27 protein-coding genes are annotated in these 24,151 nt (G+C 74.3%); 11 read left to right on the top strand and 16 right to left on the bottom strand.

Translation table 11 applies throughout. The annotated features are described in order from the left end of the window. Positions 1 to 187: 187 nt before the first annotated feature. From ACN265_RS11010 to ACN265_RS11000, 3 genes are all read left to right on the top strand, one after another. Positions 188 to 325, top strand: coding sequence for a hypothetical protein (locus ACN265_RS11010; RefSeq protein WP_421407208.1), 138 nt, complete (start codon positions 188 to 190; stop codon positions 323 to 325). After that, positions 325 to 1,638 carry a cellulose binding domain-containing protein gene (locus ACN265_RS11005; protein WP_204923186.1) on the top strand — a complete coding sequence of 438 codons (1,314 nt, stop codon included), beginning with the start codon at positions 325 to 327 and terminating at the stop codon, positions 1,636 to 1,638. Before ACN265_RS11010 ends, ACN265_RS11005 begins: the two co-directional genes overlap by 1 nt. Positions 1,639 to 1,895: 257 nt before the next feature. Next, entirely contained in the window at positions 1,896 to 2,267 is a 372-nt protein-coding gene (locus ACN265_RS11000; RefSeq protein WP_088647720.1) for an ArsR/SmtB family transcription factor, read from the top strand. Positions 2,268 to 2,271: 4 nt separating this feature from the next. Here ACN265_RS11000 and ACN265_RS10995 read toward each other — a convergent pair whose 3' ends face one another. Further along, on the bottom strand, positions 2,272 to 2,661 hold the full coding sequence (locus tag ACN265_RS10995; RefSeq protein ID WP_421407206.1) for a hypothetical protein: 390 nt from the start codon (positions 2,659 to 2,661) through the stop codon (positions 2,272 to 2,274). Positions 2,662 to 2,991: 330 nt separating this feature from the next. On the opposite strand from ACN265_RS10995, the gene ACN265_RS10990 reads away from it, so the two are divergent. After that, positions 2,992 to 5,061 (top strand): HelD family protein, encoded by a 2,070-nt coding sequence (locus ACN265_RS10990; RefSeq protein ID WP_421407204.1) that lies wholly within the window; start codon positions 2,992 to 2,994, stop codon positions 5,059 to 5,061. Between the two features lie 24 nt (positions 5,062 to 5,085). Here the strand turns inward: ACN265_RS10990 and ACN265_RS10985 are convergent, their stop codons facing one another. From ACN265_RS10985 to ACN265_RS10960, 6 genes are read right to left on the bottom strand one after another with little or no spacing between them, the layout of a single operon-like run. Next, positions 5,086 to 5,394 (bottom strand): DUF2470 domain-containing protein, encoded by a 309-nt coding sequence (locus ACN265_RS10985; protein WP_420117151.1) that lies wholly within the window; start codon positions 5,392 to 5,394, stop codon positions 5,086 to 5,088. Further along, on the bottom strand, positions 5,391 to 6,068 hold the full coding sequence (locus tag ACN265_RS10980; protein WP_232377004.1) for a heme oxygenase (biliverdin-producing): 678 nt from the start codon (positions 6,066 to 6,068) through the stop codon (positions 5,391 to 5,393). Before ACN265_RS10980 ends, ACN265_RS10985 begins: the two co-directional genes overlap by 4 nt. Continuing rightward, positions 6,069 to 6,962, bottom strand: coding sequence for a heme ABC transporter ATP-binding protein (locus ACN265_RS10975; RefSeq protein WP_420117153.1), 894 nt, complete (start codon positions 6,960 to 6,962; stop codon positions 6,069 to 6,071). Positions 6,963 to 6,999: 37 nt separating this feature from the next. Next, positions 7,000 to 8,094: a FecCD family ABC transporter permease gene (locus ACN265_RS10970; RefSeq protein WP_421407203.1), complete on the bottom strand. Its 1,095-nt coding sequence runs from the start codon at positions 8,092 to 8,094 to the stop codon at positions 7,000 to 7,002. After that, positions 8,091 to 9,107, bottom strand: coding sequence for a heme/hemin ABC transporter substrate-binding protein (locus tag ACN265_RS10965; protein ID WP_421407201.1), 1,017 nt, complete (start codon positions 9,105 to 9,107; stop codon positions 8,091 to 8,093). Before ACN265_RS10965 ends, ACN265_RS10970 begins: the two co-directional genes overlap by 4 nt. After that, positions 9,104 to 9,940, bottom strand: a complete 837-nt coding sequence (locus tag ACN265_RS10960) for a hypothetical protein (RefSeq protein WP_421407200.1) — start codon at positions 9,938 to 9,940, stop codon at positions 9,104 to 9,106. Before ACN265_RS10960 ends, ACN265_RS10965 begins: the two co-directional genes overlap by 4 nt. 193 nt (positions 9,941 to 10,133) lie before the next feature. On the opposite strand from ACN265_RS10960, the gene ACN265_RS10955 reads away from it, so the two are divergent. From ACN265_RS10955 to ACN265_RS10930, 6 genes are all read left to right on the top strand, one after another. After that, positions 10,134 to 11,642 carry an HtaA domain-containing protein gene (locus tag ACN265_RS10955; RefSeq protein WP_421407198.1) on the top strand — a complete coding sequence of 503 codons (1,509 nt, stop codon included), beginning with the start codon at positions 10,134 to 10,136 and terminating at the stop codon, positions 11,640 to 11,642. 72 nt (positions 11,643 to 11,714) lie between these two features. Next, entirely contained in the window at positions 11,715 to 12,896 is a 1,182-nt protein-coding gene (locus ACN265_RS10950) for a WxL protein peptidoglycan domain-containing protein (protein WP_421407196.1), read from the top strand. Next, positions 12,893 to 13,759 (top strand): hypothetical protein, encoded by an 867-nt coding sequence (locus ACN265_RS10945; RefSeq protein WP_421407194.1) that lies wholly within the window; start codon positions 12,893 to 12,895, stop codon positions 13,757 to 13,759. Before ACN265_RS10950 ends, ACN265_RS10945 begins: the two co-directional genes overlap by 4 nt. A 38-nt stretch (positions 13,760 to 13,797) precedes the next feature. Continuing rightward, positions 13,798 to 14,151: an ArsR/SmtB family transcription factor gene (locus tag ACN265_RS10940; protein WP_421407193.1), complete on the top strand. Its 354-nt coding sequence runs from the start codon at positions 13,798 to 13,800 to the stop codon at positions 14,149 to 14,151. Then, on the top strand, positions 14,148 to 14,627 hold the full coding sequence (locus ACN265_RS10935; RefSeq protein ID WP_363658275.1) for an SRPBCC family protein: 480 nt from the start codon (positions 14,148 to 14,150) through the stop codon (positions 14,625 to 14,627). Before ACN265_RS10940 ends, ACN265_RS10935 begins: the two co-directional genes overlap by 4 nt. Next, on the top strand, positions 14,624 to 14,980 hold the full coding sequence (locus ACN265_RS10930; RefSeq protein WP_204923196.1) for a nuclear transport factor 2 family protein: 357 nt from the start codon (positions 14,624 to 14,626) through the stop codon (positions 14,978 to 14,980). The genes ACN265_RS10935 and ACN265_RS10930 overlap by 4 nt, the downstream gene beginning before the upstream one ends. 140 nt (positions 14,981 to 15,120) lie before the next feature. Here ACN265_RS10930 and ACN265_RS10925 read toward each other — a convergent pair whose 3' ends face one another. The 6 genes from ACN265_RS10925 to ACN265_RS10900 all read right to left on the bottom strand — a co-directional run bounded on the left by ACN265_RS10925 (position 15,121) and on the right by ACN265_RS10900 (position 20,349). Continuing rightward, entirely contained in the window at positions 15,121 to 15,681 is a 561-nt protein-coding gene (locus ACN265_RS10925; RefSeq protein ID WP_420117637.1) for a hypothetical protein, read from the bottom strand. Between the two features lie 28 nt (positions 15,682 to 15,709). Then, the gene (locus ACN265_RS10920; RefSeq protein WP_421407191.1) at positions 15,710 to 16,897 is read right to left on the bottom strand and encodes a S1 family peptidase; all 1,188 of its coding nucleotides are present in this window, start codon (positions 16,895 to 16,897) and stop codon (positions 15,710 to 15,712) included. 312 nt (positions 16,898 to 17,209) lie between these two features. Then, a complete protein-coding gene (locus ACN265_RS10915) occupies positions 17,210 to 18,103 on the bottom strand; it encodes a VOC family protein (RefSeq protein ID WP_421407190.1) in 894 nt (297 codons plus the stop codon). Continuing rightward, the gene (locus tag ACN265_RS10910; protein WP_302744364.1) at positions 18,100 to 18,417 is read right to left on the bottom strand and encodes a Dabb family protein; all 318 of its coding nucleotides are present in this window, start codon (positions 18,415 to 18,417) and stop codon (positions 18,100 to 18,102) included. Before ACN265_RS10910 ends, ACN265_RS10915 begins: the two co-directional genes overlap by 4 nt. A 22-nt stretch (positions 18,418 to 18,439) precedes the next feature. Next, the gene (locus tag ACN265_RS10905; protein WP_158224284.1) at positions 18,440 to 18,928 is read right to left on the bottom strand and encodes an aromatic-ring-hydroxylating dioxygenase subunit beta; all 489 of its coding nucleotides are present in this window, start codon (positions 18,926 to 18,928) and stop codon (positions 18,440 to 18,442) included. Between the two features lie 41 nt (positions 18,929 to 18,969). Next, positions 18,970 to 20,349, bottom strand: coding sequence for an aromatic ring-hydroxylating oxygenase subunit alpha (locus ACN265_RS10900; RefSeq protein WP_420117635.1), 1,380 nt, complete (start codon positions 20,347 to 20,349; stop codon positions 18,970 to 18,972). 310 nt (positions 20,350 to 20,659) lie between these two features. On the opposite strand from ACN265_RS10900, the gene ACN265_RS10895 reads away from it, so the two are divergent. Next, positions 20,660 to 21,769 (top strand): acetamidase/formamidase family protein, encoded by a 1,110-nt coding sequence (locus tag ACN265_RS10895; RefSeq protein WP_420117634.1) that lies wholly within the window; start codon positions 20,660 to 20,662, stop codon positions 21,767 to 21,769. Positions 21,770 to 22,042: 273 nt separating this feature from the next. Here the strand turns inward: ACN265_RS10895 and ACN265_RS10890 are convergent, their stop codons facing one another. From ACN265_RS10890 to ACN265_RS10880, 3 genes are read right to left on the bottom strand one after another with little or no spacing between them, the layout of a single operon-like run. Beyond that, on the bottom strand, positions 22,043 to 22,942 hold the full coding sequence (locus ACN265_RS10890; protein ID WP_421407187.1) for a ribokinase: 900 nt from the start codon (positions 22,940 to 22,942) through the stop codon (positions 22,043 to 22,045). A 6-nt stretch (positions 22,943 to 22,948) separates the two neighbouring features. After that, positions 22,949 to 23,323, bottom strand: coding sequence for a cupin domain-containing protein (locus ACN265_RS10885; RefSeq protein ID WP_421407185.1), 375 nt, complete (start codon positions 23,321 to 23,323; stop codon positions 22,949 to 22,951). Positions 23,324 to 23,348: 25 nt separating this feature from the next. After that, entirely contained in the window at positions 23,349 to 24,149 is an 801-nt protein-coding gene (locus ACN265_RS10880) for an aldolase/citrate lyase family protein (RefSeq protein ID WP_421407182.1), read from the bottom strand. Between the last annotated feature and the right edge of the window lie 2 nt (positions 24,150 to 24,151).

The raw sequence follows: 24,151 nt of genomic DNA, 5'->3' as shown, positions 1-24,151 counted from the left end.
CGGGCAGGCCACGGCATCGGGGCCGGTGACGCGGATCGATCCGCGTCACCGGCCCCGATGTTCGAGCACCCCGCGCATCCCCCGGCCGGGCACCGGACCGGCGCACCACGGACCCCCTCCGGAGGCGCACCGCCGACCACCCGTTTGTTGACATCATACGTCATACGGATTACGTTCGTAATCATCGATGAGTGTGATCACCTGTCCCGCTCCGGTGGCCCCCACCGGCACGGCCGGGATCACCACCGGGGCCGCCGCCGCCGTCGGAGTCGGGCAGGCCGGTCGCGCCCCCACCACCACCCTGATGTCGAAGGAGTTCCCCTGATGTCGAGACACCGACTCGTGGCCGGCGTCGTCGCGGCAACGGCGACGCTCGCCCTCGCGCTGGGCGGCACCGCGATCACCACCGGGACCGGGCCCGTCGCCTTTGCCAAGGACGCCGCCCCGCTCGCGGCGACCGCCGGATGCGGCAAGACGCCGACGCTGACCAGCGGCACCCGGACCATCTCCAGTGGTGGCCAGAACCGCACCTTCATCCTGCGGATCCCCGACAACTACGACCGCAACCACCCCTACAAGCTGATCTTCGGCTTCCACTGGAACGGTGGCACCGCCAACGACGTCGACTCGGGCGGCACCAGCGGCTACCCCTGGTCCTACTACGGCATCCGCGCCCTGGCGAACAACAGCGCGATCTTCGTCGCCCCGCAGGGCATCGGCAACGGCTGGGCCAACACCGGCGACCGGGACCTGACCTTCGTCGACGACATGATGCGGCAGATCGAGTCCGCGCTGTGCGTCGAGACCACCCAGCGCTTCGCCATGGGGTTCAGCTACGGCGGCGGGATGAGCTACGCCATCGCCTGCGCCCGCGCCTCGGCCTTCCGCGCGGTCGCGGTCTACTCCGGCGGGCAGCTCAGCGGCTGCAACGGCGGCACCCAGCCGATCGCGTACATCGGCATCCACGGCCTGCGGGACAACGTGCTGCCCATCTCGACCGGGCGGTCGCTGCGCGACCGGTTCGTCCGCAACAACGGCTGCACCCCGCAGAACCCCCCGGAGCCGGCGCAGGGCAGCCTGACCCACACCGTCACCTACTACTCGGGCTGCCGGGCCGGCTACCCGGTCGCCTGGGCCCCGTTCGACGGCGGGCACGCCCCCAACGCCGTGGACGGCACCGCCGACGTGTACGCCCCCGGCGAGAAGTCCTGGACCCGGCCCGTGGTGTGGAACTTCTTCACCCAGTTCGACGGCACCACGCCACCCACCACCCCGCCGCCCACCACCACCCCGCCCGCGACCCCCACCACGCCCCCGGCGACCCCGACCACGCCCCCGCCCGGCGGGGCCGGATGCACCGCGACCGTGTCGGTCAACCAGTGGAACGGCGGCTTCACCGCCTCCCTGCGGGTGACCGCCGGGTCCGCCGGCACCACCGGCTGGACGGTCAGCACCACCCTGCCCGGCGGCGCGAGCGTCACCAACACCTGGAACGCCACCGCCAGCGGCAGCACCGGGACGGTCCGCTTCACCAACGTCAACTACAACGGCCAACTCGCCCCCGGCCAGGTCACCGAGTTCGGCTTCCAGGGCAACGGCAGCGGATCCGGGCTCACCCCCACCTGCACCGCCCGCTGACCGACCCGGCCACGGCCGGCTGGGTAAGACCGGCCGGGCACGGCCGGACAGGTCACCGCCGGGAGGGTCACGGACCCGGCGGGCGGCGGGGAAACCCGGCGGCCGGTGGGCGGGAGCGCATCCCGTCCACCGGCCGCGGCCCGCCGTCCCCGCCGCGACCAACGGTCGGCCGACGCGCCGGTCACTGTCACCCGATCCGCGAAATTCGTGGCGGCCGATCGGCGATCCCCCGGTCCGACCCGACTCCGGCTGCCATGATGGCGGACGTGGGAGCTGCGAAAACGAACACGCCTGCTGTCTCGCCGTTGACCGGTGAGCCGATCAAACGTGCCGATGCGGAACGGCTCGCGGGAGTGCTGAAGGCATTCGCCGACCCGGCCCGCCTACGACTGCTCAGTCTCATCCAGTCCGCCCCGCAGGGCGAGGCGTCCGTCACCGACCTCACCGCGCCGCTCGGGCTGTCCCAGCCGACGGTGAGCCACCACCTGCGGATTCTCACCGAGGCCGGGCTGATCGAACGCGAGAAGCGGGGGGTCTGGGCGTACTACCGCACGGTGCCGTCCACCATCGCCGCGATCGCCGACCTGTTGACCCCGCCCCGCAAACGGGCGACGAAGAAGACCCGCTGACCCGTCACCACCCGCTGAACGCCACCAGGAAGGCCACCCCCAGCCCGCCGAGCACCACCAGGTAGCCGACGCCGATGAACAGGGCCCGCCGGTGCCGCAACGGCATCGGCAGGAAGCCGACGAGGGCGATCAGCACCCCGACCAGGGCACCCCCGGTGGGAGCGCCCAGCACCACGAGCTGACCGGCCGGCCCGCAGATCAGCAGGCCCTCGGTGCCCTCGGTGCCGCAGCCGTCGGCCGCCATCGGCAGGAACATCCCGACCAGCGCCACCGCCAGGGCGAGCACGACCAGGAGCAGCACCGCCACCACCGCGCCGACGGTGGCCGCCACGCCGCTGCGCCGGTTGACCGCCGGCACCGCCACCCCACCCTGCGGACCACCCGTGACCACCATGCCCAGCCTCCCGCCCGGTACCCGTGACCGCCGGCGACCACGGTGGGCGGCGGCACGCCGTACCGCGTCGGGTCGAGGTGCGCTCCCCGGCCACCGGTCCGGCGCGAGAGCGAGCGTAGGCGACGCGACCCCGCAGGGAGGAGGACCGTCCGGCCGGTCTGCCGACCCCGAACGGCACCGGATCACGTCGTCCTCCCGGGTGCGCCACATTCATCATATGGGCCGGTCAAGCCGTCCGGATCGTCCCGGATGACGATTTTTGCCACCCCGTACCGGGCCTACTCTCGACCGGTCCGGGCTGCGGGGCCCGGCGCAGAGATCGGGGGGCCCGTGTCCGAGACGACCCGGCAGATCGCCATCGAACAGCAGGTGGTCGACCAGGTGTACGCCCGCCTGGAGGTCATGCGCGCGCAGGCCAGGCAGCTCGGCGAGGAGGGGCGTCGGCGGGCCGGCGGCGGGCCGGCCACCGGGCTGGTCGAGCGGGACGCCATGGTGCTGGGCGCCGCCACCCGGATGTCCGACCTCGACGGCCAGGAGGAGGGGATCGTCTTCGGCCGGCTCGACTACGACGACGACGAGACGTACCGCATCGGTCGGCTGGGGGTCCGCGACGCCGACCGGGAGCCCCTGGTGGTGGACTGGCGGGCCCCCGCCGCCGCACCGTTCTACCGGGCCACCCCCGGCGAACCGCTCGGGGTGACCCGTCGCCGCGTGATCACCTGCTCCGGACGTACCGTGGTCGGCCTCGACGACGAGGTGTTGTCGGCCACGCCCGTCGACGGGGTGGTCGGCGAGGGCGCCCTGCTCGCGTCGCTGACCCGGGAACGCGGCGCACACATGCGCGACATCGTCTCGACCATCCAACGCGAGCAGGACGAGGCGATCCGCGCACCGAGCCACGGTGTCACCCTGATCACCGGCGGTCCAGGCACCGGCAAGACGCAGGTGGCCCTGCACCGGGCGGCCTACCTGCTCTACCGCGACCGGGGCAGGTACGCCGACGGCCGGGTGCTGGTGGTCGGCCCGTCCACCGTGTTCACCGAGTACATCGGCCGGGTGCTGCCCGGCCTCGGCGAGGACAGCGTCCACCTGCGCGCCGTCGGCGAGCTGTTCGACGGTGTCGTGGCGACCCGGCGGGACCGCGCCGACGTGGCCCGCACCAAGGGTGACCTGCGGATGGTGCGGGTGCTGACCGACCTGGCCTGGGACACCCCGCCGAACGTGCCGAACCGGCTGTGGGGTCTCGACGCCGACGACCTGGCGCGGGCCCGCCGGGTGGTCCGCCGCCGGTGCGAGGCCGCCGGGATCACCCCCAACGCCGCCCGGCCGCAGGCCGCGACGGTGCTCGCGGAACTGCTGCCCGGCCGGGAGATCCCCGACGCCTTCCTGACCGCCTGGTGGCCGACCCTGACCCCGCAGGACGTCCTGCCCGCCCAGCGGGGCGAGTGGTCGGTGGACGACGTCCCGCTGCTCGACGAGCTGGCCGAGATCCTGGGCCGACCGCCACAGGTCACCGAGGTCCGACCCGAGTGGCAGCGCCGGGAACTGCGCAGCGGCATCCGGCTGGCGGAGACCTTCGTGCTGAGCCCGAGCCTCGCCGACGGGTGGCAGCTCTTCGCCCCCGGCCTGGCCACCCCCATGGCGCAGTCCGGGCAGTCGCTGGACAGCGGCCACTGGGGTGCCCAGCGCTGGGCGGCGGCGATCATCCTCCGGGAGGGTCACCAGGTGGTGGGCTGGGTCGACGGCGTCGACCCGTACGGCGAGGAGGGTTACGTTCCGGTGCTGGCCGAGCCGCTGCCGGTGGCCGAGGCCGAGGAGCCCGTCGCGGACGCCTACCAGCACGTCATCCTCGACGAGGCGCAGGACCTGTCGCCGATGGAATGCCGGATGATCGCCCGCCGGGCCGAGTACGCCTCGATGACCATCGTGGGTGACCTCGGTCAGGCCACCCACCCGCTGGCCGCCGACTCGTGGCCGGAGCTGGTGCGACGGCTCGGCAAGCGGACCGCCCGGACGTTGGACCTGCCCACCGGTTACCGGGTGCCCGAGGTCATCGCCGACTTCGCGGCCCGTGCCCTGCCGCCCGGCATCGCGCCGACCCGGTCGTTCCGGCCTGGCGGCAGCCTGGAGATCCGCCGGGTCGACGACCTGGCCACGGCCGTGGCCGGGGAGACCGGGACCGTCATCGCCCCCGACCACCTGGCCGAAGCCCTGCACGCGGTCCCGGTCAGCCAGGTCAAGGGCCTGGAGTACGACCGGGTGGTGCTCGTCGAACCCGCCGACATCGTCGCCGCCGAACCCCGGGGCATGAACCGGCTCTACGTCGCCCTGACCCGGGCCGTCGGAGAGCTGGTGATCCTGCACACCAAGCCACTGCCGGAGCAGCTCACCCGCGACTGAGCCGACCCCTGAGCCGCCGGGTGTTCAGCCGGCCCGACGGGGCGGGACGCCGAGCGCGGCGCACGCCTGCTCGTACATCCGGACCACCTCGCGGCGGATCTCGGCCCGCTCGGTGAGCCGCCGGGCGAACGGCACCCGCACCGGCACCTCGATGTCGTCGAGGGTGACGGCGAAGTCCATCCCGTCGGCGTCGAGCCCGGTCACCCGGGCCCGGGTGGCGTCCGGGCAGCCGCCGAGGGTCCGGCAGATCAGCAGCGAGTCGGCGGCGTGGTCGTCGTTCATGTGGCGGCTGACCGCCGCCACCGTGTCCGCGTCGAACGGCTGCCCGGTCACGCGACCGCCTCCGTGATCTGCGGGCCGTCCGGCACGTGCCGGGCCAGGGCGGCGAACACCGCCGTGTTGTGCCGGTACGCCACCAGCACCTCGTCGAGCAGCGCCGCCTCGTCGGCCGGGCTCAACGCCAGTGCGTCCAACCGGGCCCGGTACGCCTCCTTGTACGCCTTCGGCCGGGTGATCCGGTCGAAGGCGTAGAAGGCCACCCCGGACCCGTCGGTCAGGCCGTACCGCCGGGCCACCGCCCGCCCGATGTACAGCCCGCCGGAGAGGTCACCCAGGTAGCGGGTGTAGTGGTGGGCGATGAACCGCACCGGGGAGGTGCCGGCCACGGCCCGGATCCGGTCGGCGTAGGCCACCGTGGCCGGGTGCGGTGCGGTGCGCAGCGCCCAGTCCGGCCCGGCCAACTCGGTGAGGTCCGCCTCCAGGGCGGGCAGCCGGGTCAACGCGTCGTCGACGAAACCCCCGGCGACCGGGTCCGCCCGCATCGCCTCGGCGGCCGACTCCAACGCCTGGTAGAGGGCATGGTGCTGGACCACCAGGTCGAGGTACCCGGCGAGGTCCAGCTCACCGGCGACCAGGGCGGTGACGTACTGCTGGCCCTCGGCGGCGGCGTGGGCGCCCTGGGTGGCGGCCCGCAACCGGGCCGAGAACGGCAGGGGTGGGGTGTCCATCTATTCCTCCGTGACGCAGGTGTTCCGGGCCGGGCCCCGACGGCGGGGCACGACCAGCGGCAGGCGGGTGTCGGGGTGCGGCACGACCTCGATGTCGTGCCGGTAGACCTCGCTGAGCAGGGGCGCGGTCAGCACCGTGTCGGGCGGGCCGGCGGCCCGGACCCGCCCGTCGGCGAGCAGGGTGACCCGGTCGGCGTACGCGCCGGCCAGGGCGAGATCGTGCAGCACCACCACGACGGCGTCCCCGGCGGCGGCACGGTCCCGGGCGATCCGCATGACCAGCTCCTGGTGGTGCAGGTCGAGGGCGGCGGTCGGTTCGTCGAGCAGCAGCACCCCGGCCCGCTGGGCCAGCACCCGGGCCAGCGCGGCGCGGGCCTGCTCGCCACCGGACAGTGACGGGAAGGGCCGGGCGGCGAACCGGATCACGTCGCAGCGGCGCATCGTCTCGGCCACCACCGCGTCGTCGTGGGCCTCCTCGGGTCGGCCGGCCCAGGGTGCCCGGCCCATCCGGACCACCTCGGCCACGGCGAACGGGAAGCTCAGGGTGCTGCGCTGGGTCAGCACCGCGCGGCGCATCGCCAGTTCCACCGCCGACCACTGCGCCAGCGGCCGGCCGTCGACCTCGACGGTGCCGGCGGCGAGCGGCAGGTCACCGCTGACGGCGGCCAGCAGGGTGGACTTGCCGGCGCCGTTCGGGCCGACCAGGGCGTGCAGTTCACCGGCGCGGATGGCGAGGTCGACCCGGTCGAGCACCGGTCGGCCGGCCCGCTCGACCCGTACCCCGGTGGCCCGGACCCGGGTGGAGCCCGGCGTCGTGGGGGCCGGCACCCGGGGCGTCGACCGGCGGCCGAGCAGCCGCAGCGGCCCCCGACGCCGGCGTTCCCGTACGCTCACCACGCCCTCCCACCGCGCGTGCCCGCCGGCTGCCCGCTCACGCCCAGCCTCCCGCGCGGTCGCGGGTGCGGCGCAGCAGCCAGAAGAAGGCGGGTCCACCCACGACGGCGGAGAGCACCCCCAACGGTAGTTCCTGATAGTCCACGAGGGTACGGGCGGCGAGGTCGGCGGCGACGACCACGATCGCACCGCCGAGCGCGCTGGCCGGCAGCAGCAGCCGGTGCCCGGGGCCGGCGACCATCCGCACCAGGTGGGGCACGACCAGGCCGACGAAGCTGATGATGCCGGTGAAGGCGACCGCCGCCGCGCCGAGCAGCGCGGTGACCACGATCATCCGGACCCGCAGCCGTTCCACGTCGACCCCGAGGTGCCGGGCAGACTTCTCGCCCAGGGCCAGCAGGTCCAGCCGGCGGGCGTCGGCGAGGGTGGCGAGCAGCCCGACCGCGAGGCACGGCGCGGCCAGCGAGACCGCCGACCAGTTGGCCTGGGCCAGGCTGCCCAGGTTCCAGAAGGCGATGGCCTGCACCCCCGACTCGTCGGCGACGAACATCAGCAGCCCGATGGCGGCCCCGGCGACGGCGTTGACCGCGACGCCGGTGAGGACCAGGGTGACCACCTCGGTCCGGCCGCCGGAGCGGGCCAGCAGGTAGACCAGCCAGGTGGTGGCGAGGCCACCGGCGAACGCGGCGGCGGGCACCGTCCAACCGCCGAGCACGGTGACGCCGGTGACGATGGCCAGCGCCGCGCCGACCGCCGCGCCGGCCGAGACACCGATGACGCCCGGCTCGGCCAGCGGGTTGCCGAACACCCCCTGCATGACCGCACCGGCGCAGCCGAGCGCCGCGCCGACGACGGCGGCGAGCGCGACCCGGGGGAAGCGGACCAGCCACAGTGCGCTCTCACCGTGCACGGCGGCGGGCCGGGGGCCGAGGTCCAGGCCGAGGCGGTGCAGCACTGAGCCGAGCACCTCCGCCGGGGCGACGGTCACCTGCCCCCGGCCGGCGGCGACCAGCGCGACCAGCAGCAGACCGGCGGTGAGCCCGGTGAGCAGGACCGGGCCGCGCCGGACCCGACGGCGGGGGCGGCCGGTCCCGGTGTCGCCGGTGGCCGGGCGGGTGCCGGTGACGGTCATCGCGGGCCCCGGCAGTGCAACGCGTCGGCCAGCGCCCGGACCACCTGCCCGGAGCGGGTGCCGAAGGTGAGCAGGACGCCGTCGTCCATGTCGACGACCCGGCGGGCGGCCCCGGCCGGGGTCTGCCCCACCCCGGGGAGCCTGAGCAGGCCGTCGACGCCGCCGACGGACTCCAGTCCCCCGCTCATCACCAGGATCACGTCCGGGGCGGCGTTGATCAGGCCCTCGCTGGTCAGCGGGCGGAACTTCGCCAGGCCGATCGCGCTGCCGGCGTCCACTCCCCCGGCGGCCTCGATCATCGCGTCGCTGCCCGCGCCCCGCCCGCCGATCAGGTAGACCCCGGCGGTGCCGCGCAGGTAGAGGAAGGCGACCCGGGGGGCGGCGTCGGCGGGCACACCGGCGCGGGCGACGGCGATGTCGGCCTCGATCCGGGTGACCAGCCGGTCGCCGGCCGCGCCGACGCCGAGCGCCGCCGCGACGGCCCGTACGTGCCCGGGGACGGCGTCGAGGGTCTGTTTGGCGGCGACCAGGACCACCGGGATGCCGGCGGCGCGTAGCTGCCGCAGCGTCTCGGGGGGACCGATGCTGTCGTCGGCGAGGATCACCGTCGGGGCGAGCGCGAGCACCGCCTCGGCGGACAGGTCGTGCCCGGCCGGGGTGACCACCGGCAGGTGGGCTGCGGCGGGGAAGGTGGTCGAGGTGTCCCGGCCGACGACGTTGCCGCCGAGGCCGAGGCTGAACACGATCTCGGCGATCGACCCGTAGAGGTTGACCGGCAGGATGCGGGTGGCGTCGGTGACCGTGGTGACGACGCCGTCGGTGGAGGTGACGGTGACCGGCAGGGCCGGGGCCGGCGGCGGGGTCAGCCCGGTGACGTCGGTGTCCCCCACGGTGGCGGTGACCGGACCGCAGGAGGCCGGGGTGCCCGGCCGGGCCTCGGCGGCCGGGTCGGTGCAGCCTGCCAGCGCCCCGGCGAGCAGCACCAGGACGAGCGGCAGTGCGCGCCGGGTCACGACGTGGCCCGGCGTCGACGACGCCGACGCAGGCCGGCGAGCAGGGCCATGCCGAGCAGAGGAACGACCAGCGCCACGAGCCACCAGCGGCCGGTGTCGGAGGCGGCGCTGACCCGGGTCACCTGCGCCTGCTCGCCCGCGTCGGCCGGGCCCACCGGCCCGGCCGCTCCACCGGTGCCGGCGGGGGCGACGGCGGTGGCGGCCGACGCAGGTGCGCCGCCGGTGGGCGTGCCGGCCACGCCGGCCGGGGCCGCCGCCGGTGGGGTGGTCCGGGCGGCACCGCCGGTGGTCGCCGGGGCGGCGGCCGGGGTGCGGGTCGGTGCGGGCGCTGCGGCGGTGGCGAAGGTGACCGGCACCCGGACGTCCTGGGAGCGGTCGGCGGCGCGGGTGTGGTCGGCGCGGGAGGCGACCACACACCGGCTGACGGTGCAGTCGACCGTGCCGATGCGGGAGTTCACGGTGAGGGTCACCCGGAACGATCCGCCCTGCCCGTACGGGACGGCCAGTCCCTCCCCGTAGGAGGGTGGATTGGAGGAGATCCAGTGCGAGGCGCCGGTGCTGCCGGTGGTGTCGGCCCCGCCACCGCACGGGCTGGGGGCGACGCCGGCGCCGTTGTCCACGCAGAAGGCGACGTAGATGCCCTTGGCGACGTCGTACCCGCTGCCGGTGACGGTCACCGTCGCTCCGGTGCGGGCCACCCCGCTGGTGGGGGTGGCGGTGAGGGTCTGCCCGGCGGGGCCCCGGCCGGTGCCGGCGTGGGCCGGCGTCGACCCCACGCCGATACTGACAGTGATCAAAATGGTGGTCAGGATGGCGCGAGGCAGTGCCCGCATCAGGCTCCTCCCATGACGGATCGGGCCGGCTGCCACACCGACCGTAGCTAAGGTTTGCCTAACCTAAGCGAACGATCCGCTGTTCACAAGAGGTTCTTCGGATCAAGATCTTCAGCCGCTCGCCGGGTGCCACGGTAGTTAGGTTTGCCTAACCTCAACCACTGTCCGTATTGGGTACCAGAGAGGGAGCAGCATGGTCAGATCCAGCACCAATGCCGGCCGGTGGCGCAGGTCGCGCTGGGCGGCGGTCGCCCTGCTCGGCGCGTCGACCGTCCTCATCGGGGTCAGCCCCGCCCAGGCCGCCGGGGCCGAGATCAGCTCCGGCAGCCTGACCTGGGGTTTCAAGGCGTCGTTCCGCGCCTACGTGAACACCGGCAACGGCAACCCGCCGATCGCCGCCAGCGACGGCGCCCGCATCAACAGCGACGGCACCTTCACCTTCCCGGCGAAGGGCGGCACGTACGACGCCGGCACCGGCGCGATCGACGCCGAGTACGGCGGGAAGATCGTCTTCTCGTACCCGGCGCACTTCTTCACCATCGCGTTGGCCAACCCGACGGTCGTCGTGACCGGTGGCACCGCCGCCGTGAAGGCGGACGTGGACCTCACCACCACGGCGGCCGAGCCGGTCTCGGTCCGCCAGGCCACCATCGCCACCGTCACCACGAGCGACGGCAACCCCGGTGGCAGCGGCGGCACGGTGACCGCGACCGACCTGGCGGCGACGCTGACCGCCGAGGGCGCCTCGGCGTTCAACGGCTTCTACTCCGCCGGCTCCGCGCTCGACCCGCTGTCGTTCACCCTCGCCACCGGTGGCGGCGGCGAACCTGCCGCACCGACGGTCGGCGTCACCCCGACCACCGGGCTCGACCCGGCCGGGGCGACGATCACGGTCACCGGCAGCGGTTTCGACCCGGAGGCCAACGGGGCGGCGGGGATCTACGTCTCCTTCGGCCCCAAGGTCGACGAGCACTGGACGAACGCCGGTGTCCTCCAGGTCACCAAGTGGGTCAACAAGACCAACGAGCCGACCGAGGCGCGCGACCGGCTCAACGCCGACGGCACGTTCCGCACCACCCTGCCGATCAGCGCGGTCTACACCGACCGCACCGGGACAGCCGTGGACTGCACGAAGGTCCAGTGCTATGTGATCACCTTCGCCGCCCGGGGCGCGGCCGACCGGAGCCAGGACACCTTCACCCCGGTGACGTTCAGCCGCACCCCGGCCGGTGGCGGCGACGCCAGCCAGCAGATCACCACCACCGTCACCGGTGGCGCGCTGACCCTCGGCGTGACCGGCTCCTCGGTCGCCCTGCCGGCGGTCAGCAACGGGCAGGTCACCACCGGGGCGCTGAACGCCGCCACCGTGGCCGACCTGCGCGGCACCAACGCCGGCTGGAGCCTGGTCGGGCAGGTCGCCGACTTCGCCTCGACCACCGGCGGCACCATCGCCGCGGACAACCTCGGCTGGACGCCGAGCGCCACCGTCGGCACCGACGGCCTCGCCGGCACCCCCGGCGTGGTCACCCCGGGCGCGCCCGCCGCGCCCGGCGCCGGCCTGGGCACGGCACGTGCGCTGTGCACCTCGGCCACCGGCGCGAGCAACGGCACCTTCACCTGTGGCGCCGAACTCCAGCTCGGGGTTCCGGCGTCCGCCCCGGCGGGCGACTACAGCGCGGTGCTGACCCTCACCCTCTCCTGATCCGGCACCACCCCGGTGGGACGGGCTCGCCACCCGTCCCACCGGGCCCGATCACCCTTTCCGGAGCCCGGCATGTCCCTGCGTACCACCCTGATCCGGGCGAGCGCCGTGCTCGCCGCCGCGCTGCTCGTGGCGACGGCCCCGCCCGCACCGGCCCCCGCCGCGCCCGCCCCGTCACCCGGCCCGGCAGCCGGGGGCGGGGAGACCGGCGCGGCACGCTGGGCCGTCCAGCCGTCCAGCGCCAAGGGTCCGACCGGGCGCAACTACTTCATCTACGACCTGGCCCCGGGCAGCACCCTGACCGACCACGTCGGCATCACCAACCTCGGCGACCGCCCGGTCACCTTCGACGTGTACGGCACCGACGCCTACACCTCCACCGACGGCGCGTTCGCCCTGCTGCCGGCGGACCGGCCGGCCACCGACGTCGGCTCCTGGATCAGGGTCGACCGGCGCGAATGGACGGTTCCGGCGGGCAAGCGGGTCGACATCCCGTTCCGGCTCACCGTGCCGGCCAACGCCACCCCGGGCGACCACACCGGCGGGGTGATCGGTGCCGTCGCCCGGATCCGGACCACCGCCGACGGGCAGCGCGTCCTGGTCGACCAGCGGCTCGCCGCCCGGGTCTACCTCCGGGTCAACGGCCCGGTCCGGCCCGCCGTCACCGTCGAGGCGGTCGACGTCTCCTACGACAACCCGGTCAACCCGTTCGGCGGCGGCGACCTGGTGGTCCGCTACCGGCTGCGCAACGACGGCAACGTCCGGATCGGCGGCAGCGGCACGGTGACCGTACGCGCGCCGTTCGGCCGGGAACAGGCCCGCACGGCCCCCACCGACCTGCCCGAGCTGCTGCCCGGGGCCACCTTCACCGTCACCGAGCGGATCACCGGCGTACCACCGCTGCTGCGGCTGACCGCCGAGGTCGACATCGCGGCCACCAGCACGGACACCGCGCTGCCGCCGGTGGTCCGTACCGCCGGGGTGTGGGCCCCGCCGTGGCTGCTGCTGGCCCTGCTCGCCGGGGCGGCCGGCTGGGCCGGACTGCGGTGGTGGCGACGGAAGGCCGCTGCCGCCGGTCGGCCGTCCACCCCGGACCCGGCCGACACCCCACGACCCGCCGCGACCGCCGCCGCCGCGACCGGCGCGGCCGCCGCCGGGCCGACCCCGGCTGCCGCGACCGGGCCGACCCCGGGTGCCGCCGACGGGCCGGCCCCGGGTGCCGACCCGCGTCCCGACGCCCCGCCCGCGCGATGACCGGGCCGCTGCGTGCCGTCGCCCTGCTGGCCATGGCCGCCGCGCTGGCTGCGGCCCCGGGGGCACCCGCCCCGGCCGGCACCCCGGCGGGCGGCGGTCCCGGCGTCACCGTGCCGGCAGGGACGCTGCGGGTCGGGCAGCAGGTGCTGGTCGGCCTCGACGGCTGGCCCGCCGGCACCGTGCAGGCCGAGGTGTGCGGCAACGCCGCCCGACGCGGCGCGCTCGACTGCGCGACCGGGGCCGCCACCCACGGCCAGGTGCCGCCGGCCGGCCGGGCCACCCTGCCGGTGTCGGTGGCCGCCCCACCGGTGGCCTGCCCGTGCGTGCTGCGGGTCCGGACGCCGACCGGCACCGCCACCGCCATCGCCGACCTGACGCTGGCCGGGGTGACCGCCCCGGCCGCCGCGCCGACCGCCCCGCCCGGGCTGGCCCTGGTGGCGCTGCGGGCCGTCGACCGGTCCGGGCCGCGCGGCTGGTTCGGCCTGCCGGGCGAACTCGCGGTCCGGATCACCCTGCACAACCCCGGCGCGCAGGACGTCACCGACCCGCCGTTGCAGCTCACCGTCGGGCCGCCCGGCCGGGCCCGGACCATCGTGGCCGCCCCGGCGCTGGGCACCATCGCCGCCGGGCAGACCCGGGAGTACCACGTCGCGGTGCCCACCGGCGCGGCCCCGTTCGGCCGGTACGAGGTGGACGGCCGGATCGCGGTGCCCGGTGATCCGCTCGCGTTCACCGTGGCGGCGGCCCGGCGGCCCTGGGGGCTACCGGTCGCCGCCGCCGTCCTGACGGTCGTGCTGCTGCTCGCCCGGCCGGCACGACGCCGGGTGCCCGCCGCGGCACCCGGGCGACCCATCAGCAAGTGATCGCTTGCGCAAACGACTGTTTGCGTTATCGTGGAGCCGTGTCCGCCGCCCCCGTACCCGTCGCACCCGGTCCGGATCTCGACGCGGCCTTCGCCGCGCTCGGCGACCCGGTCCGGCGCGCCCTGGTGGCCCGCCTCGCCCACGGTGACGCCACGGTGGGACAGCTCGCCGCGCCGTTCGACCTGACCCCGCAGGCGATCTCGCACCACGTCGGGGTGCTGCGCCGCTGTGGCCTGGTCGAGCAGCGACGCGAGGGCACCCGACGCCCCTGCCGCCTCAGGACGGATCAGCTCTCGCTGCTCGGTGCCTGGATCGACGAGCAGCGGCGCACCTGGAACGACCGGCTCGACGCCCTGGAGCACCACCTCACCGACGACGGGACGGCCCGGTGACCGACGCGCACCTGCGGGGCGACGAACTGATCGCCCGACGGCGGCTCGCCGCGCCGCCCGAGCGGGTCTGGGCCGCCTTCACCTCGCCGACCGGCATCACCGCCTTCTGGGGCGGCTCGCACGCCACCGTGCCATCCGGCTCGGTGACCGTCGACCTGCGCCCCGGCGGAGAGTTCGCGCTCGACACCCGCGCGCCGGACGGCCGCACCCGTCGGCTCCGGTTCGTCTACGTGCGCGTCACCGCACCGCACGAACTCGTCTTCGACGAACCGGCCACCGGCCTACGCACGAGCGTCACCCTCCGCCCCGCCGCCGACGGCACGGACCTCACCGTCCACCAGCGACGGCTTCCCCCCGAGCTACGCACCGCCCAGGCGGTCGACGGGCTCGCCGCGATCCTCGACGCCCTCGCCGCACACCTGCGCCAGCCCGGCCCGACGCCGGCACCCGACCACGTGACGACGGAGCAACCATGACGCCACAGACCCAACGCGACCTCGTCGCGGAATACTTCGCCGGGTTCCGGACGAGCGACCACCCGCGCATTCTCGCGACCCTCACCGACGACGTCGAGTGGGTCATCCACGGTCACCGGACCACCCACGGCAGGGCGGAGTTCGACGGGGAGATCGAGAACCCGGCGTTCACCGGCAGTCCGACGCTCGACGTCCACCGCGTGCACGAGGACGGCCCGGTCGTCGTCGTCACGGGCGAGGGCCGGGGAGTCAGCGTCGACCACGGGCCGTTCCGCTTCGCCTTCAACGACCTGTTCACCTTCCGCGACGGGCTGATCGCCCGGGTCGACTCCTACGTCGTCCCGCTGCCCTGAGGCGACGCCGCGACAACCCGCACCGCACCGGCCCGGGGGGCGCGTCGACAGGGCTCCGGCCCCGCACCGGCACGGCGACGCAGCCCGCGGGCGTCGCGGGGCCGACGCCACGCGCGCCGGCCCCGCCGTCGTCGACCTGCTCAGTTACTGAAGAAGGTGCACTGGAACGCCATGTCGTCCACCCGTACGGGGCCGCTGCCACCGAGCAGGGAGACCCGGACGAACACCTGGCTCGGGCCGTTGGCGTAGCTCGCCACGTCGTGCCGTCGCCAGACGGTGTCGGTGATCCGGACGGTGCGCAGCGCGAGGTAGTTCCAGGTCGCGGGATCGATCACCTCGACGTTGAGCACCGCCGGCCCGCTGACCGCCTGGACGAAGAACCCGCCGCCGCAGGTGGTGTTGTGCCCGGCGGTACGCGGCCGTACGGTGAGCAGCTTGCCCACCCCGGACCAGCCGCCGGCCGACGTGGTGAGAATGGCGTTGTTCGCACCGGAGTGGGCCCTCCCCGCGCCCAGCTCGAAGGCTCCGCTCCCGGCACCGGAGCGGTGGAACTCCCACACCGCCGCCGGGTTGCTCTCGAACCCGTCGGTGTGCTGCCAGAGGTCCGCCTGGGCGGGACTGACGGCCACGGTGAGGGCCACCGTCGTCGCCATGACGGCCGCGGCGGTGAGGCGTACGGCTCGGGTGAGTGCGGTTCTCATCGCTGTCTCCTCTGCTCGTCGCCGCACGTCACGGCGCACCGTAGATGACGACCTGGTACGTGTTGATCGCCTCGCCCACCGGCTGGTGCCAGGTGCGCGGGGTGGAGTTGCACTGGCTGCCGTTACGGTTGGCGTGCGAGTTCAGCCCGTACCCGGTGTTGCCGGCGAAGAGCGGCCCACCACTGTCACCGCCGAGGGTGCAGATGTTGGTCTCGATCATCTGACGTACGGTGCCGCCCGCGCCGTTGACCGTCACGTTGGTCTTGAGCACGGAGCCGCACCTGAATCCGGTGGTCCTGCCCGAGTTGCAGACCGACAGCCCGCTCACGGCCGTCGCCCAGCCGTGGATACTGCGGCTGGTGTTGTTCCACAGGTTGATGGTGCCGGTGGCCCAGACCGACGGACCGTTCATCCAGATGAGGCCGAAGTCGTCCTCCGGGTAGTTGCTCTCCAGCGACGGCCCGACGTCCTGGCCGTTGGGCAGCGTCCAGTGCGGGTAGCCCTGGGTGCAGTGGCCGGCCGTGATGATGTAGTTGAAGGTGTAGTCGGTGGCGGTGAAGCCGGCCGAGCAGCCACCCAACGAGTCCCCGCTGGAAATCCCGACGTTCGGCTGGATCGGGCCGGTGCCGGTCTCGAACCGGACCGCCGTGCCGAACCGGCGCGCCGCCGAGCGTTGCACGGCGTTCTTCGCTCCCGACGCCGGCAGGCTCACCACCACCTGGTTGGTCGCCGGGTCCACCCCCCAGGTCGTGCCGGGTTCACTCGCCGCGGCCTCCAGCGTCCGCTGGATCGTCCGCAGTTGCCGCTCCCCTCGGGCGACGAGGCGCGCCTTCGCGCCGGCGGCGGTCACCTTCGCGGCGGCAGCGGCGTCGGTGACGGTGACGACGAGGGCGCCGTCGGACAGGTACGCGCCGCCCGAGCTGGCACCCAGCTCGGTGGTCAACCGGTTGGCGAGCCGTACGTGGGCGTCCTCGGCGCGCAGCAGCTTCTCAGCGGCGTCGCGGCTGATGCCCCGCTGCGCGGCGATCGCCTCGGCCATGTCCGCCGCCCCGGTCGCCCGGCCCGACCCGGCGACGGCAGCGGCGGACGCCGGGACTGCCCGGCCGTCGGCGCGGGCGGGATCCGCCGTACCCCGGGGGCCAGCCGGCCGGTCGACCGGCCCCGCCACCGCGGCCCCCGGGACGAAGGCCACCGACGACACTGCGACGAGTGCCATGGCGAGCAGGAATCTGCGGCTCGGTCTCTTCCTGTCCGGCCGGCTGATGACACGTTCTGACATTCACCACTCCCATCACGAGAGGACCCGTCGGCCGGACCATGGGCCGACCGGACGGCAATCCTCGCAACGGGCGGTGGGACGGGAGTGGGATGCTGGACGCGGCTGGACACGCCCGGACACCTGACACCGGACTCAGCCGGGCCCGGGATGGGAGGCGGGGTGGCCCCCTGACCGGGCCACCCCGCGTTCGCACCCCTCACCGGCGGGCGGGTACGACACCCCGCCGGCCGGTCCTGACGGGGGCGCGGGTCAGAAACGCGCCCAGTCGTCGGCGGCGGGACGCCACACGTCGATGTTGCGCGGGTCCACCGCCATCCGGCGGGCCCGGTGGGTCTCGTGCTCCTCCGGGGTGAACACCCGGTGCCTGTCGCACAGCTCGTAGCGCGGGCCGTGCCGGGTGTCGTGCATGTAGAAGGCGATCGACGTGGACGCCGAGTGGTTGACCAGGTCGGAGGCGATCGGGACCTGCTTGTACTGGGCCCGCGCCCGGCCGCGCATCACGTGGTCGAAGCTCTTCATCATGAAGCACAGGTGCGCGACGTAGAACTCGTTGTTGCGCTGGATCGCCAGGCTGTGGTGGTAGCGGTCCTCGCTGCGCAGGAAGACCGTGACGTCGCCGACGTGGTCGGACTCCAGGAAGCCGAGCACCTTGGTGTAGAACGCCAGCGTCTCGTCGTACTTGTCGGTGGCGAGGAACGGGTGCACCAGGTCCAGCGGGCGCAGCTCGATCAGCGGCGGCTCGGCGTACTCCTGGAACTCGGTGAACAGCTCGACGATCAGCCCGTTGGGGTCGCGCACGGCGAAGCCCCGCTGGACCAGGCCCTTGACCCGGTCGGCCAGCTCGAACACCTCGTGCCCGGCGGCGGTGACCCGCTCCCGCAGGTCGTCCAGGACGGCGTCGTTCTCGACGCTGAACCCGACCGCCGTGGTCCACGACTCGGAACGCTGCGGCGCGGCGACCAGCTCGATGCTGTGGTGTTCGAGGTCGGCACGCAGGAACGCGTACTCGTCGTCGTGCTGCTCCAGTTGCAGCCCGACGTGGTACTGAAGGAACTCGATGGAGGCGGCCAGGTCGGGCACCTCGATCCGGGCGTACTCCATGCCGTAGGGCCCACGGCGGCGGGCGGTGGCCTCGGTGGTCATCTGTGACCCCTCTCGATGGGCTGGGCGTCCCCGGCGGTGGGGAGACTGACGATGGCCTGACGCTCGATGACCGGCCGCCAGCGTTCCCGGACGAACCGCTCGTGCGAGTCGCTGTGCAGGTAGTCGAGCAGGTCCTGCTCGGTGGGGAACTCCACGACGAAGCCGTGGGTCATGCTGGTGTCGCGGGTGCTGACGTTGACCCCGCTGCGCCAGTTGCGCATCGCGGGATAGCGGCTCGGGAAGGTCTCCAGCTCGGCCAGGACGGACTCGGCCGCGCCGGGCGGCAGGTCGTCGCGGAACCGGAAGACCAGCATGTGAGTGATCATGGCGGCCGGCTCAGAGGATGAAGCTGAGTCGGGCGCCGGGGTCCATCGACTCCATCACCGGGACGGCCCGGCGCAGCCGGAACCGCAGCCCGTCCGGGTCGACCTTGAGCACGTGCTCGTAGCGGCCCACGTAGGTGTAGGCGCCGTTGTCGCGGTACCGGTGGATGATGAAGTTGGCGCTGATCCAGACGGTCTCCGCGCCGGCCTCCAGCAGCAGCACGTTGGAGACCATCCGGTGGGTCCGCGAGTGCGGGTTCTCGGCGTGCGCCTTGCGGCTCTTGAGCCGCTTGACCCGGGCCTGGATCAGCTCGTAGTCGTCGGCCACGAAGTACCCGGCGGTGGTGGCGTCCCAGCCGGCCCAGTCGGTGGTCGGGACCTCCAGCCGGCCCCCCGGCTCGATGAGGGTGAGCCACTCGTCGAGCCGCCACTCGTCGAGCAGTTGCGCCTCCCGGTAGAGGAACTCCTCCACCTCGGCCCGGGTCACCTCGCGCGATGCCACACTGACCACTCCCCCACGGCTGCCTGCCGTCGTCGACGCGCTCACTTGCCCGCACCCCCCGTGGCGGGTCCGGCGGCGGGCGTACCGGCCGGCGGGTCGCCGGCCACGCTGGTGCTCGCCCCGACCTTCTCGGCCCAGCGCCGCCAGAAGCTGCGCATCGCGCCCTCGTCGATCGAGCGGCCCTGGTTGCCCTGCTTCTCGTTGGCCATGCCCCGCGACATGTCGCTCCAGTCGTGGGCGGGGTCGACCGAGTCGGCGGTCGCGGTGATGCCGCGCTGCACCGCCTCGTACGCCTCGATGTCGTCGGGGGTGGCCAGGCCGCCCGGCCCGACGAAGCTGACCATCGTCTTGATCCGCAGCGCGCGGACCGACTCCGGCTCGCCGACCTCGACGAACTGCCACGCCCGCACGTCGGTGCGGTCGGCGGCGACCGGTTCGATCTGCCGGATGGTCAGCGCCTCCAGGTCGAACAGCAGCAGGTTGGGGAAGACGAACAGGATGCGGCTGGCGTCGGCCACCTCGGCGGCGAGTTCGGGGCCGAGGCGGGCCTCCAGCTCGCGGCGCTTGGCGACGGTGCGGGTCTTCTCCTCGTCGCCGAAGCGGGGTTCCCAGACCATCCCGATCCGGCCGTTGTGCCCGGTGAGCACGAGCAGGCCGTGGCCGCCGCCGAGGTCGTAGGCGTACTGGTCGTCGTCGGTGACGGCGAACCCGGTCTCCCGCAGGTAGCCGACGAAGGTGTTGTGGGTGGGGGCGAAGTGGTAGCCGTCCATCGCGTTCTCGACGGCGAGCTTCCAGTTGCCCTTCACGCTGTAGAGCTGCACGCCCGGCAGGGTGGTCATGCCGTGCTCGCCGATCTTCGCGGTCAGCGACATGTAGTGCGCGGCCGGCCCGAGGTGGGTCAGCAGGTCGGGGACGTCCGCGTCGAAGGCGACGAAGACGAACCCCTCGTGGATCTGGAGCCGGGGCACCTGGCGCAGGGCCATCGACGCCCGGAAGGCCGGGTCGTCGGGGTACGCGTCGTCGCCGGGCAGCGCGGCCAGTTCACCGGAGTTGCTGAACGCCCAGGCGTGGTAGAAGCACTGGAAGAACTTCGTGTTGCCCTCGCTGTGCCGGCACAGCACGGTGCCCCGGTGGGTGCAGGCGTTGAAGAACGCCCGCACCTGGCCCCCGGCGTCCCGGCAGAAGATCAGCGGTCGACCGCCGAGGGTGCGGGTCTTGAAGTCACCCGCCTTCGGGATCTCGGTCTCGTGGCCGAGATAGAGCCAGGTGTGATTCCAGATCCGGTCGATCTCGGTCCGGAACACCTCGGGGTCGCGGTACGCCGAGCGGTGCACCCGGAACCGCAGCGCCTCCCAGTCCTCGTCGATCATCGCGCCGTCACCGGTGGCACCGAGCGGACGTACCGGCGTCTGCTGCGCCATCACCTCACCGCCTTCTACGTCATGCGAGACAGCATCTCGCTACACGATGCTGCTACTCGGCCATGGCAACTGTCAAGAGCAGGGCAGACTCCGGCACCGGGTTACTCGCTGTTAATACGAACGCAACACGCAACGGTTGCTTCGCCGGTCACGATCCCCTGCATCCGACGTGGCCCGGCCGATCCGCCCGACCCCGATCGCCGGCCCTCGGACGCGGCCCGCGCATCCCGTCGCCGGCCGCCGGCCACCCGCACCGGGCAGCGCCGTCCCGTCGCACCGCCAGCCGGTGTCACCCCTTCCGGAGGATGTCATGCTCCAGCCGCACGATGGCCCGATCGGTGGAACCCACTACCTGCCGAGCACCCCCGACACCTGCCTGTGGGGCCGGTTGCCCAACCGGCGGCACGAACCCGTGCTCCGGGTCGGCTCCGGGGAGACCGTGACCATCGACACGCTCAGCCACGAGGGCATCCTGGAGGACCAGGGCCGCGACCCGGTCGGCTTCCTCAAGCAGTTCGACGTGCCCAGCGACCAGGTGCTCACCGACGCCCGGGACCTGGCCGCCTCCGACGTGGCCCACGACTACGACGCCGACGGCCCGCACGTGGTCACCGGCCCGATCACGGTGGCCGGGGCCGAACCCGGCGACCTGCTCCGGATCGAGGTGCTCGACCTGCTCGTCCGCGCCCCGTACGGCTTCATCAGCAGCCGGCACGGCTACGGCGCGCTGCCCGGGGAGTACCCGCTCACCCCCACCGACACCGGCCCGGACGGCGACGGCCCCCGGGAGTACGGCACCGTCAGCCACTTCACCGAGGTGATCCACCACGGCGGCCGGCTGTTCGGCACCCTGCCGTACGGCGACGGCCGGGCGGCCCGCTTCCCGCTCGCCCCCTTCCTGGGGCTGATGGGCGTCGCCGTGGACACCGACGAGCCGGTCCACTCGGTGCCGCCCGGCGCCTTCGGCGGCAACCTCGACATCAACGAGTTGCAGGTCGGCTCGGCTCTCTACCTGCCGGTACAGCTGCCCGGGGCGGGCTTCTACGCCGGTGACCCGCACTACGCCCAGGGCGACGGCGAGGTGGCGCTGACCGCCCTGGAGGCACCGCTGCGGGCCACCCTGCGGCTGTCGGTGATCCCCCGGGCGCAGGCCGCCGGCCTGCTCGGGGCCGTCGACGGGCCGTTCGGCGAGACCGCCACCCACTGGCTGCCGGTCGGCCTGCACAGCGACCTCGACGAGGCGATGCGGCGGGCCGTCCGGGCCGCCGTCGACTTCCTCGTCCGCACCCAGGGCATGCCCCCGCAGACCGCGCTGGCCTACCTGAGCGCCGCCGGCGACTTCGAGGTGAGCCAGGTCGTCGACGGGGTGAAGGGCATCCACTGCCTGATCCGCAAGGCCGACTTCCCGGCCCACTTCTGACCGCCCACCGCCGACCGCCCTGCCGGCCGGTCCCTGACGCGCCCGGCCCCGGGGCGGCACCGAGCCGCCCCGGGCCGGACAGCTCACGCCACCGGTGCAGCGGCGGTGCCACGCCGCTGCCCCCGACCGGGACAGGCCGGGGGCAGCGCGCAGCCGGCCGGAGCCGGGCCGCGCCGTCGCCGACAGGCAGCATGCGACGGGCGGCAGGTTCGCAAGCCAAGGCGGCAGCCGGACCGGGCGGGGACGCGCCGGCCGGCGTAGCAGGGCGGGGTTTCAGGCGGCGGTGGGCACCTCGACACGCCGGGGTGCGGCCTCCATCGCCCCCGGCCGGGTGACCGTCACCGCTGCCGCCCGGCTCGCCCACCGGGCCGCCTCGTCGATCGCCGCGCCGTCGAGCAGCGCGTCGGCCAGGGCGGCGCAGAAGGTGTCCCCGGCACCGGTCGCGTCGACCGCGTCGACCCGCTCCGCCGGGATCAGCCACTGCCGGTCGGTGGTCACCACCAGCGCACCGTCACCGCCGAGGGTCACCACCACCGGCCCCCGGGTGCGCAGCGACCGGGCCATCGCGGCCAGCCCGTCCACCCCGACGTCCGTCGGCGGCGCACCGGCCAGGGCGGCCAGCTCACCCCGGTTGGGCACCAGCACGTCGACCCGGGCCAGGGTCGCCGGGTCGACCGGGCGGGCCGGTGCGGGGTTGAGCACCACCAGCCCCTCGGCCAGCCGGACCGCCTCGGCCACCACCGCCGCGTCGACCTCCTGTTGCAGCAGCACCGCCCGCGCCGACCCGAGCAGGTCACGCAGCGGGCCGAGGTGCTCGGCGGCGAGCCACATGTTCGCCCCCGAGCTGACCGCGATGGTGCTGTCGCCGTCGGCGGTGACCAGCACGATCGCCTGCCCGGTGGGCCGGGGGGCGCGCAGCACCGCCTCGGTGGCCACCCCCTCGGCGGCGATCAGCCCGAGCAGCCAGTCGCCGTCGGCGTCGATGCCGACCGCGCCGACCATCGCCACCCGGCGACCCAGCCGGGCGGCGGCGACGGCCTGGTTGGCGCCCTTGCCGCCGCCGGCCCGCCGGTGGTCGGCCGCGCCGAGCACGGTCTGCCCGGGGGCGGGCAGCTCGTGCAGCGGCACCACCACGTCCACGTTGAGGCTGCCCACCACCACGATGTCGGTCATCGCCGGTCAGCCCTGCCCGGGACGCCAGGCGTGCGGCAGGAAGTCCGCCCGGGGCGGGGCGAAGACGTCCACGTTGATGCACGGGCCCTCGGTCGGTTCGATGTAGTGCTCCGCGCCGCGCGGCACCAGCAGCATCGAGCCCGGCCCCATCGGGTGCGGCACGCCGTCGACGTAGTAGTTGCACCGGCCGCCGAGGATCAGTACCAACTGGTCGAAGTCGTCGTGGTGGTGGGGGTTGAGGTCCATCCCGACGGCCAGTTCGTGCCAGGCGAAGAGAACCTCGTCGGTGGCGTACACCTTGCGGCGTACCCCGGGCCGGACGTCGGTGGCCGGGATGTCGTCCCAGTTGACCGAGGCGCGGTAGAGCTGCGGGTTGAGCATGTGAACGCGTCCCTTCTCGGGCGGGTCAGAGGGGTGCGGCGAGCCGACGCAGGCCGGTGCCGAGCAGGTGCAGGTCCGAACCGACGACGAGGTAGCGCGCGTCGGTCAGGCCACAGCGGTCCAGCGCTGCGGCGGACCGCTCGGGCACCCAGCCGCCGAGGTGGGTCCCGGTCGTGCGGGCCGCGGCGGCGATGTCCCCGGTACGCCGCAACAACGGCCCCGGGTCGTCGGTGGTCGCCAGGCCCAGGCTCACCGCCAGGTCGGTGGTCCCGACGAAGCCCACGTCCACCCCGGCCAGCAGGGCGGGCAGCGGGTCGTCGGTGGTCGCCGTCTCGATCTGGGCCACCAGTACGGGCGGGTGCTCGGCCTCCGCCGCGAGGTACCGGTCCAGGCCGTCCTCGCCGTACCCGGCCGACGGGTGCGCCAGGCTGATGCTGCGCCGCCCGTGCGGGGCGTACCGGCTGGCCGAGCGCAACGCCTCGACGTCGGCCCGGCGGCGCACGGTCGACAGCTGGATCCCGACGGCCCCGGCCTCCAGCAGCCGGTTGACCTGGCCGGGGTCGACGGCCGGCACCCGGACCAGCGCCGGCAGGCCGGCCAGGGCGGCGAGCCGGAGCTGGTCGGTGGCGGTCCGCTCGTCCAGGCCGGAGTGCTCCAGGTCGATCACGACGAAGTCGAGTCCGGAGCGGGCGGCCAGGGCGATCACGTCGGCCCCGGGCAGCTTGACGAAGGTGCCGGCGAGCTGCCCACCGGCGCGCAGCGCCGCCCGCAGCCGGGCGCGGTGGCCGTGCACCCCGGCCGGCGGGGCCGGCTCGACGGCGGACATCA

Origin of the sequence: Micromonospora sp. WMMD730 (assembly GCF_049178955.1) — a bacterium.
GTDB classification, from domain to species: domain Bacteria; phylum Actinomycetota; class Actinomycetes; order Mycobacteriales; family Micromonosporaceae; genus Micromonospora; species Micromonospora wenchangensis.
The sequence above is the reverse complement of the archived record's forward strand: the minus strand, read 5'-3'. Positions and strand labels throughout refer to the sequence as shown.

Coding starts and splice junctions, on each gene's coding strand:
- ACN265_RS10925 (WP_420117637.1), bottom strand. CDS start 15,681: ATGAGAACCGCACTCACCCGAGCCGTACGCCTCACCGCCGCGGCCGTC.
- ACN265_RS10930 (WP_204923196.1), top strand. CDS start 14,624: ATGACGCCACAGACCCAACGCGACCTCGTCGCGGAATACTTCGCCGGG.
- ACN265_RS10915 (WP_421407190.1), bottom strand. CDS start 18,103: ATGACCACCGAGGCCACCGCCCGCCGCCGTGGGCCCTACGGCATGGAG.
- ACN265_RS11010 (WP_421407208.1), top strand. CDS start 188: ATGAGTGTGATCACCTGTCCCGCTCCGGTGGCCCCCACCGGCACGGCC.
- ACN265_RS10970 (WP_421407203.1), bottom strand. CDS start 8,094: ATGACCGTCACCGGCACCCGCCCGGCCACCGGCGACACCGGGACCGGC.
- ACN265_RS10885 (WP_421407185.1), bottom strand. CDS start 23,323: ATGCTCAACCCGCAGCTCTACCGCGCCTCGGTCAACTGGGACGACATC.
- ACN265_RS10980 (WP_232377004.1), bottom strand. CDS start 6,068: ATGGACACCCCACCCCTGCCGTTCTCGGCCCGGTTGCGGGCCGCCACC.
- ACN265_RS10895 (WP_420117634.1), top strand. CDS start 20,660: ATGCTCCAGCCGCACGATGGCCCGATCGGTGGAACCCACTACCTGCCG.
- ACN265_RS10950 (WP_421407196.1), top strand. CDS start 11,715: ATGTCCCTGCGTACCACCCTGATCCGGGCGAGCGCCGTGCTCGCCGCC.
- ACN265_RS11000 (WP_088647720.1), top strand. CDS start 1,896: ATGGCGGACGTGGGAGCTGCGAAAACGAACACGCCTGCTGTCTCGCCG.
- ACN265_RS10920 (WP_421407191.1), bottom strand. CDS start 16,897: ATGGCACTCGTCGCAGTGTCGTCGGTGGCCTTCGTCCCGGGGGCCGCG.
- ACN265_RS10910 (WP_302744364.1), bottom strand. CDS start 18,417: ATGCTGGTCTTCCGGTTCCGCGACGACCTGCCGCCCGGCGCGGCCGAG.
- ACN265_RS10880 (WP_421407182.1), bottom strand. CDS start 24,149: ATGTCCGCCGTCGAGCCGGCCCCGCCGGCCGGGGTGCACGGCCACCGC.
- ACN265_RS10995 (WP_421407206.1), bottom strand. CDS start 2,661: ATGGTGGTCACGGGTGGTCCGCAGGGTGGGGTGGCGGTGCCGGCGGTC.
- ACN265_RS10945 (WP_421407194.1), top strand. CDS start 12,893: ATGACCGGGCCGCTGCGTGCCGTCGCCCTGCTGGCCATGGCCGCCGCG.
- ACN265_RS10955 (WP_421407198.1), top strand. CDS start 10,134: ATGGTCAGATCCAGCACCAATGCCGGCCGGTGGCGCAGGTCGCGCTGG.
- ACN265_RS10960 (WP_421407200.1), bottom strand. CDS start 9,940: ATGCGGGCACTGCCTCGCGCCATCCTGACCACCATTTTGATCACTGTC.
- ACN265_RS10890 (WP_421407187.1), bottom strand. CDS start 22,942: ATGACCGACATCGTGGTGGTGGGCAGCCTCAACGTGGACGTGGTGGTG.
- ACN265_RS10900 (WP_420117635.1), bottom strand. CDS start 20,349: ATGGCGCAGCAGACGCCGGTACGTCCGCTCGGTGCCACCGGTGACGGC.
- ACN265_RS11005 (WP_204923186.1), top strand. CDS start 325: ATGTCGAGACACCGACTCGTGGCCGGCGTCGTCGCGGCAACGGCGACG.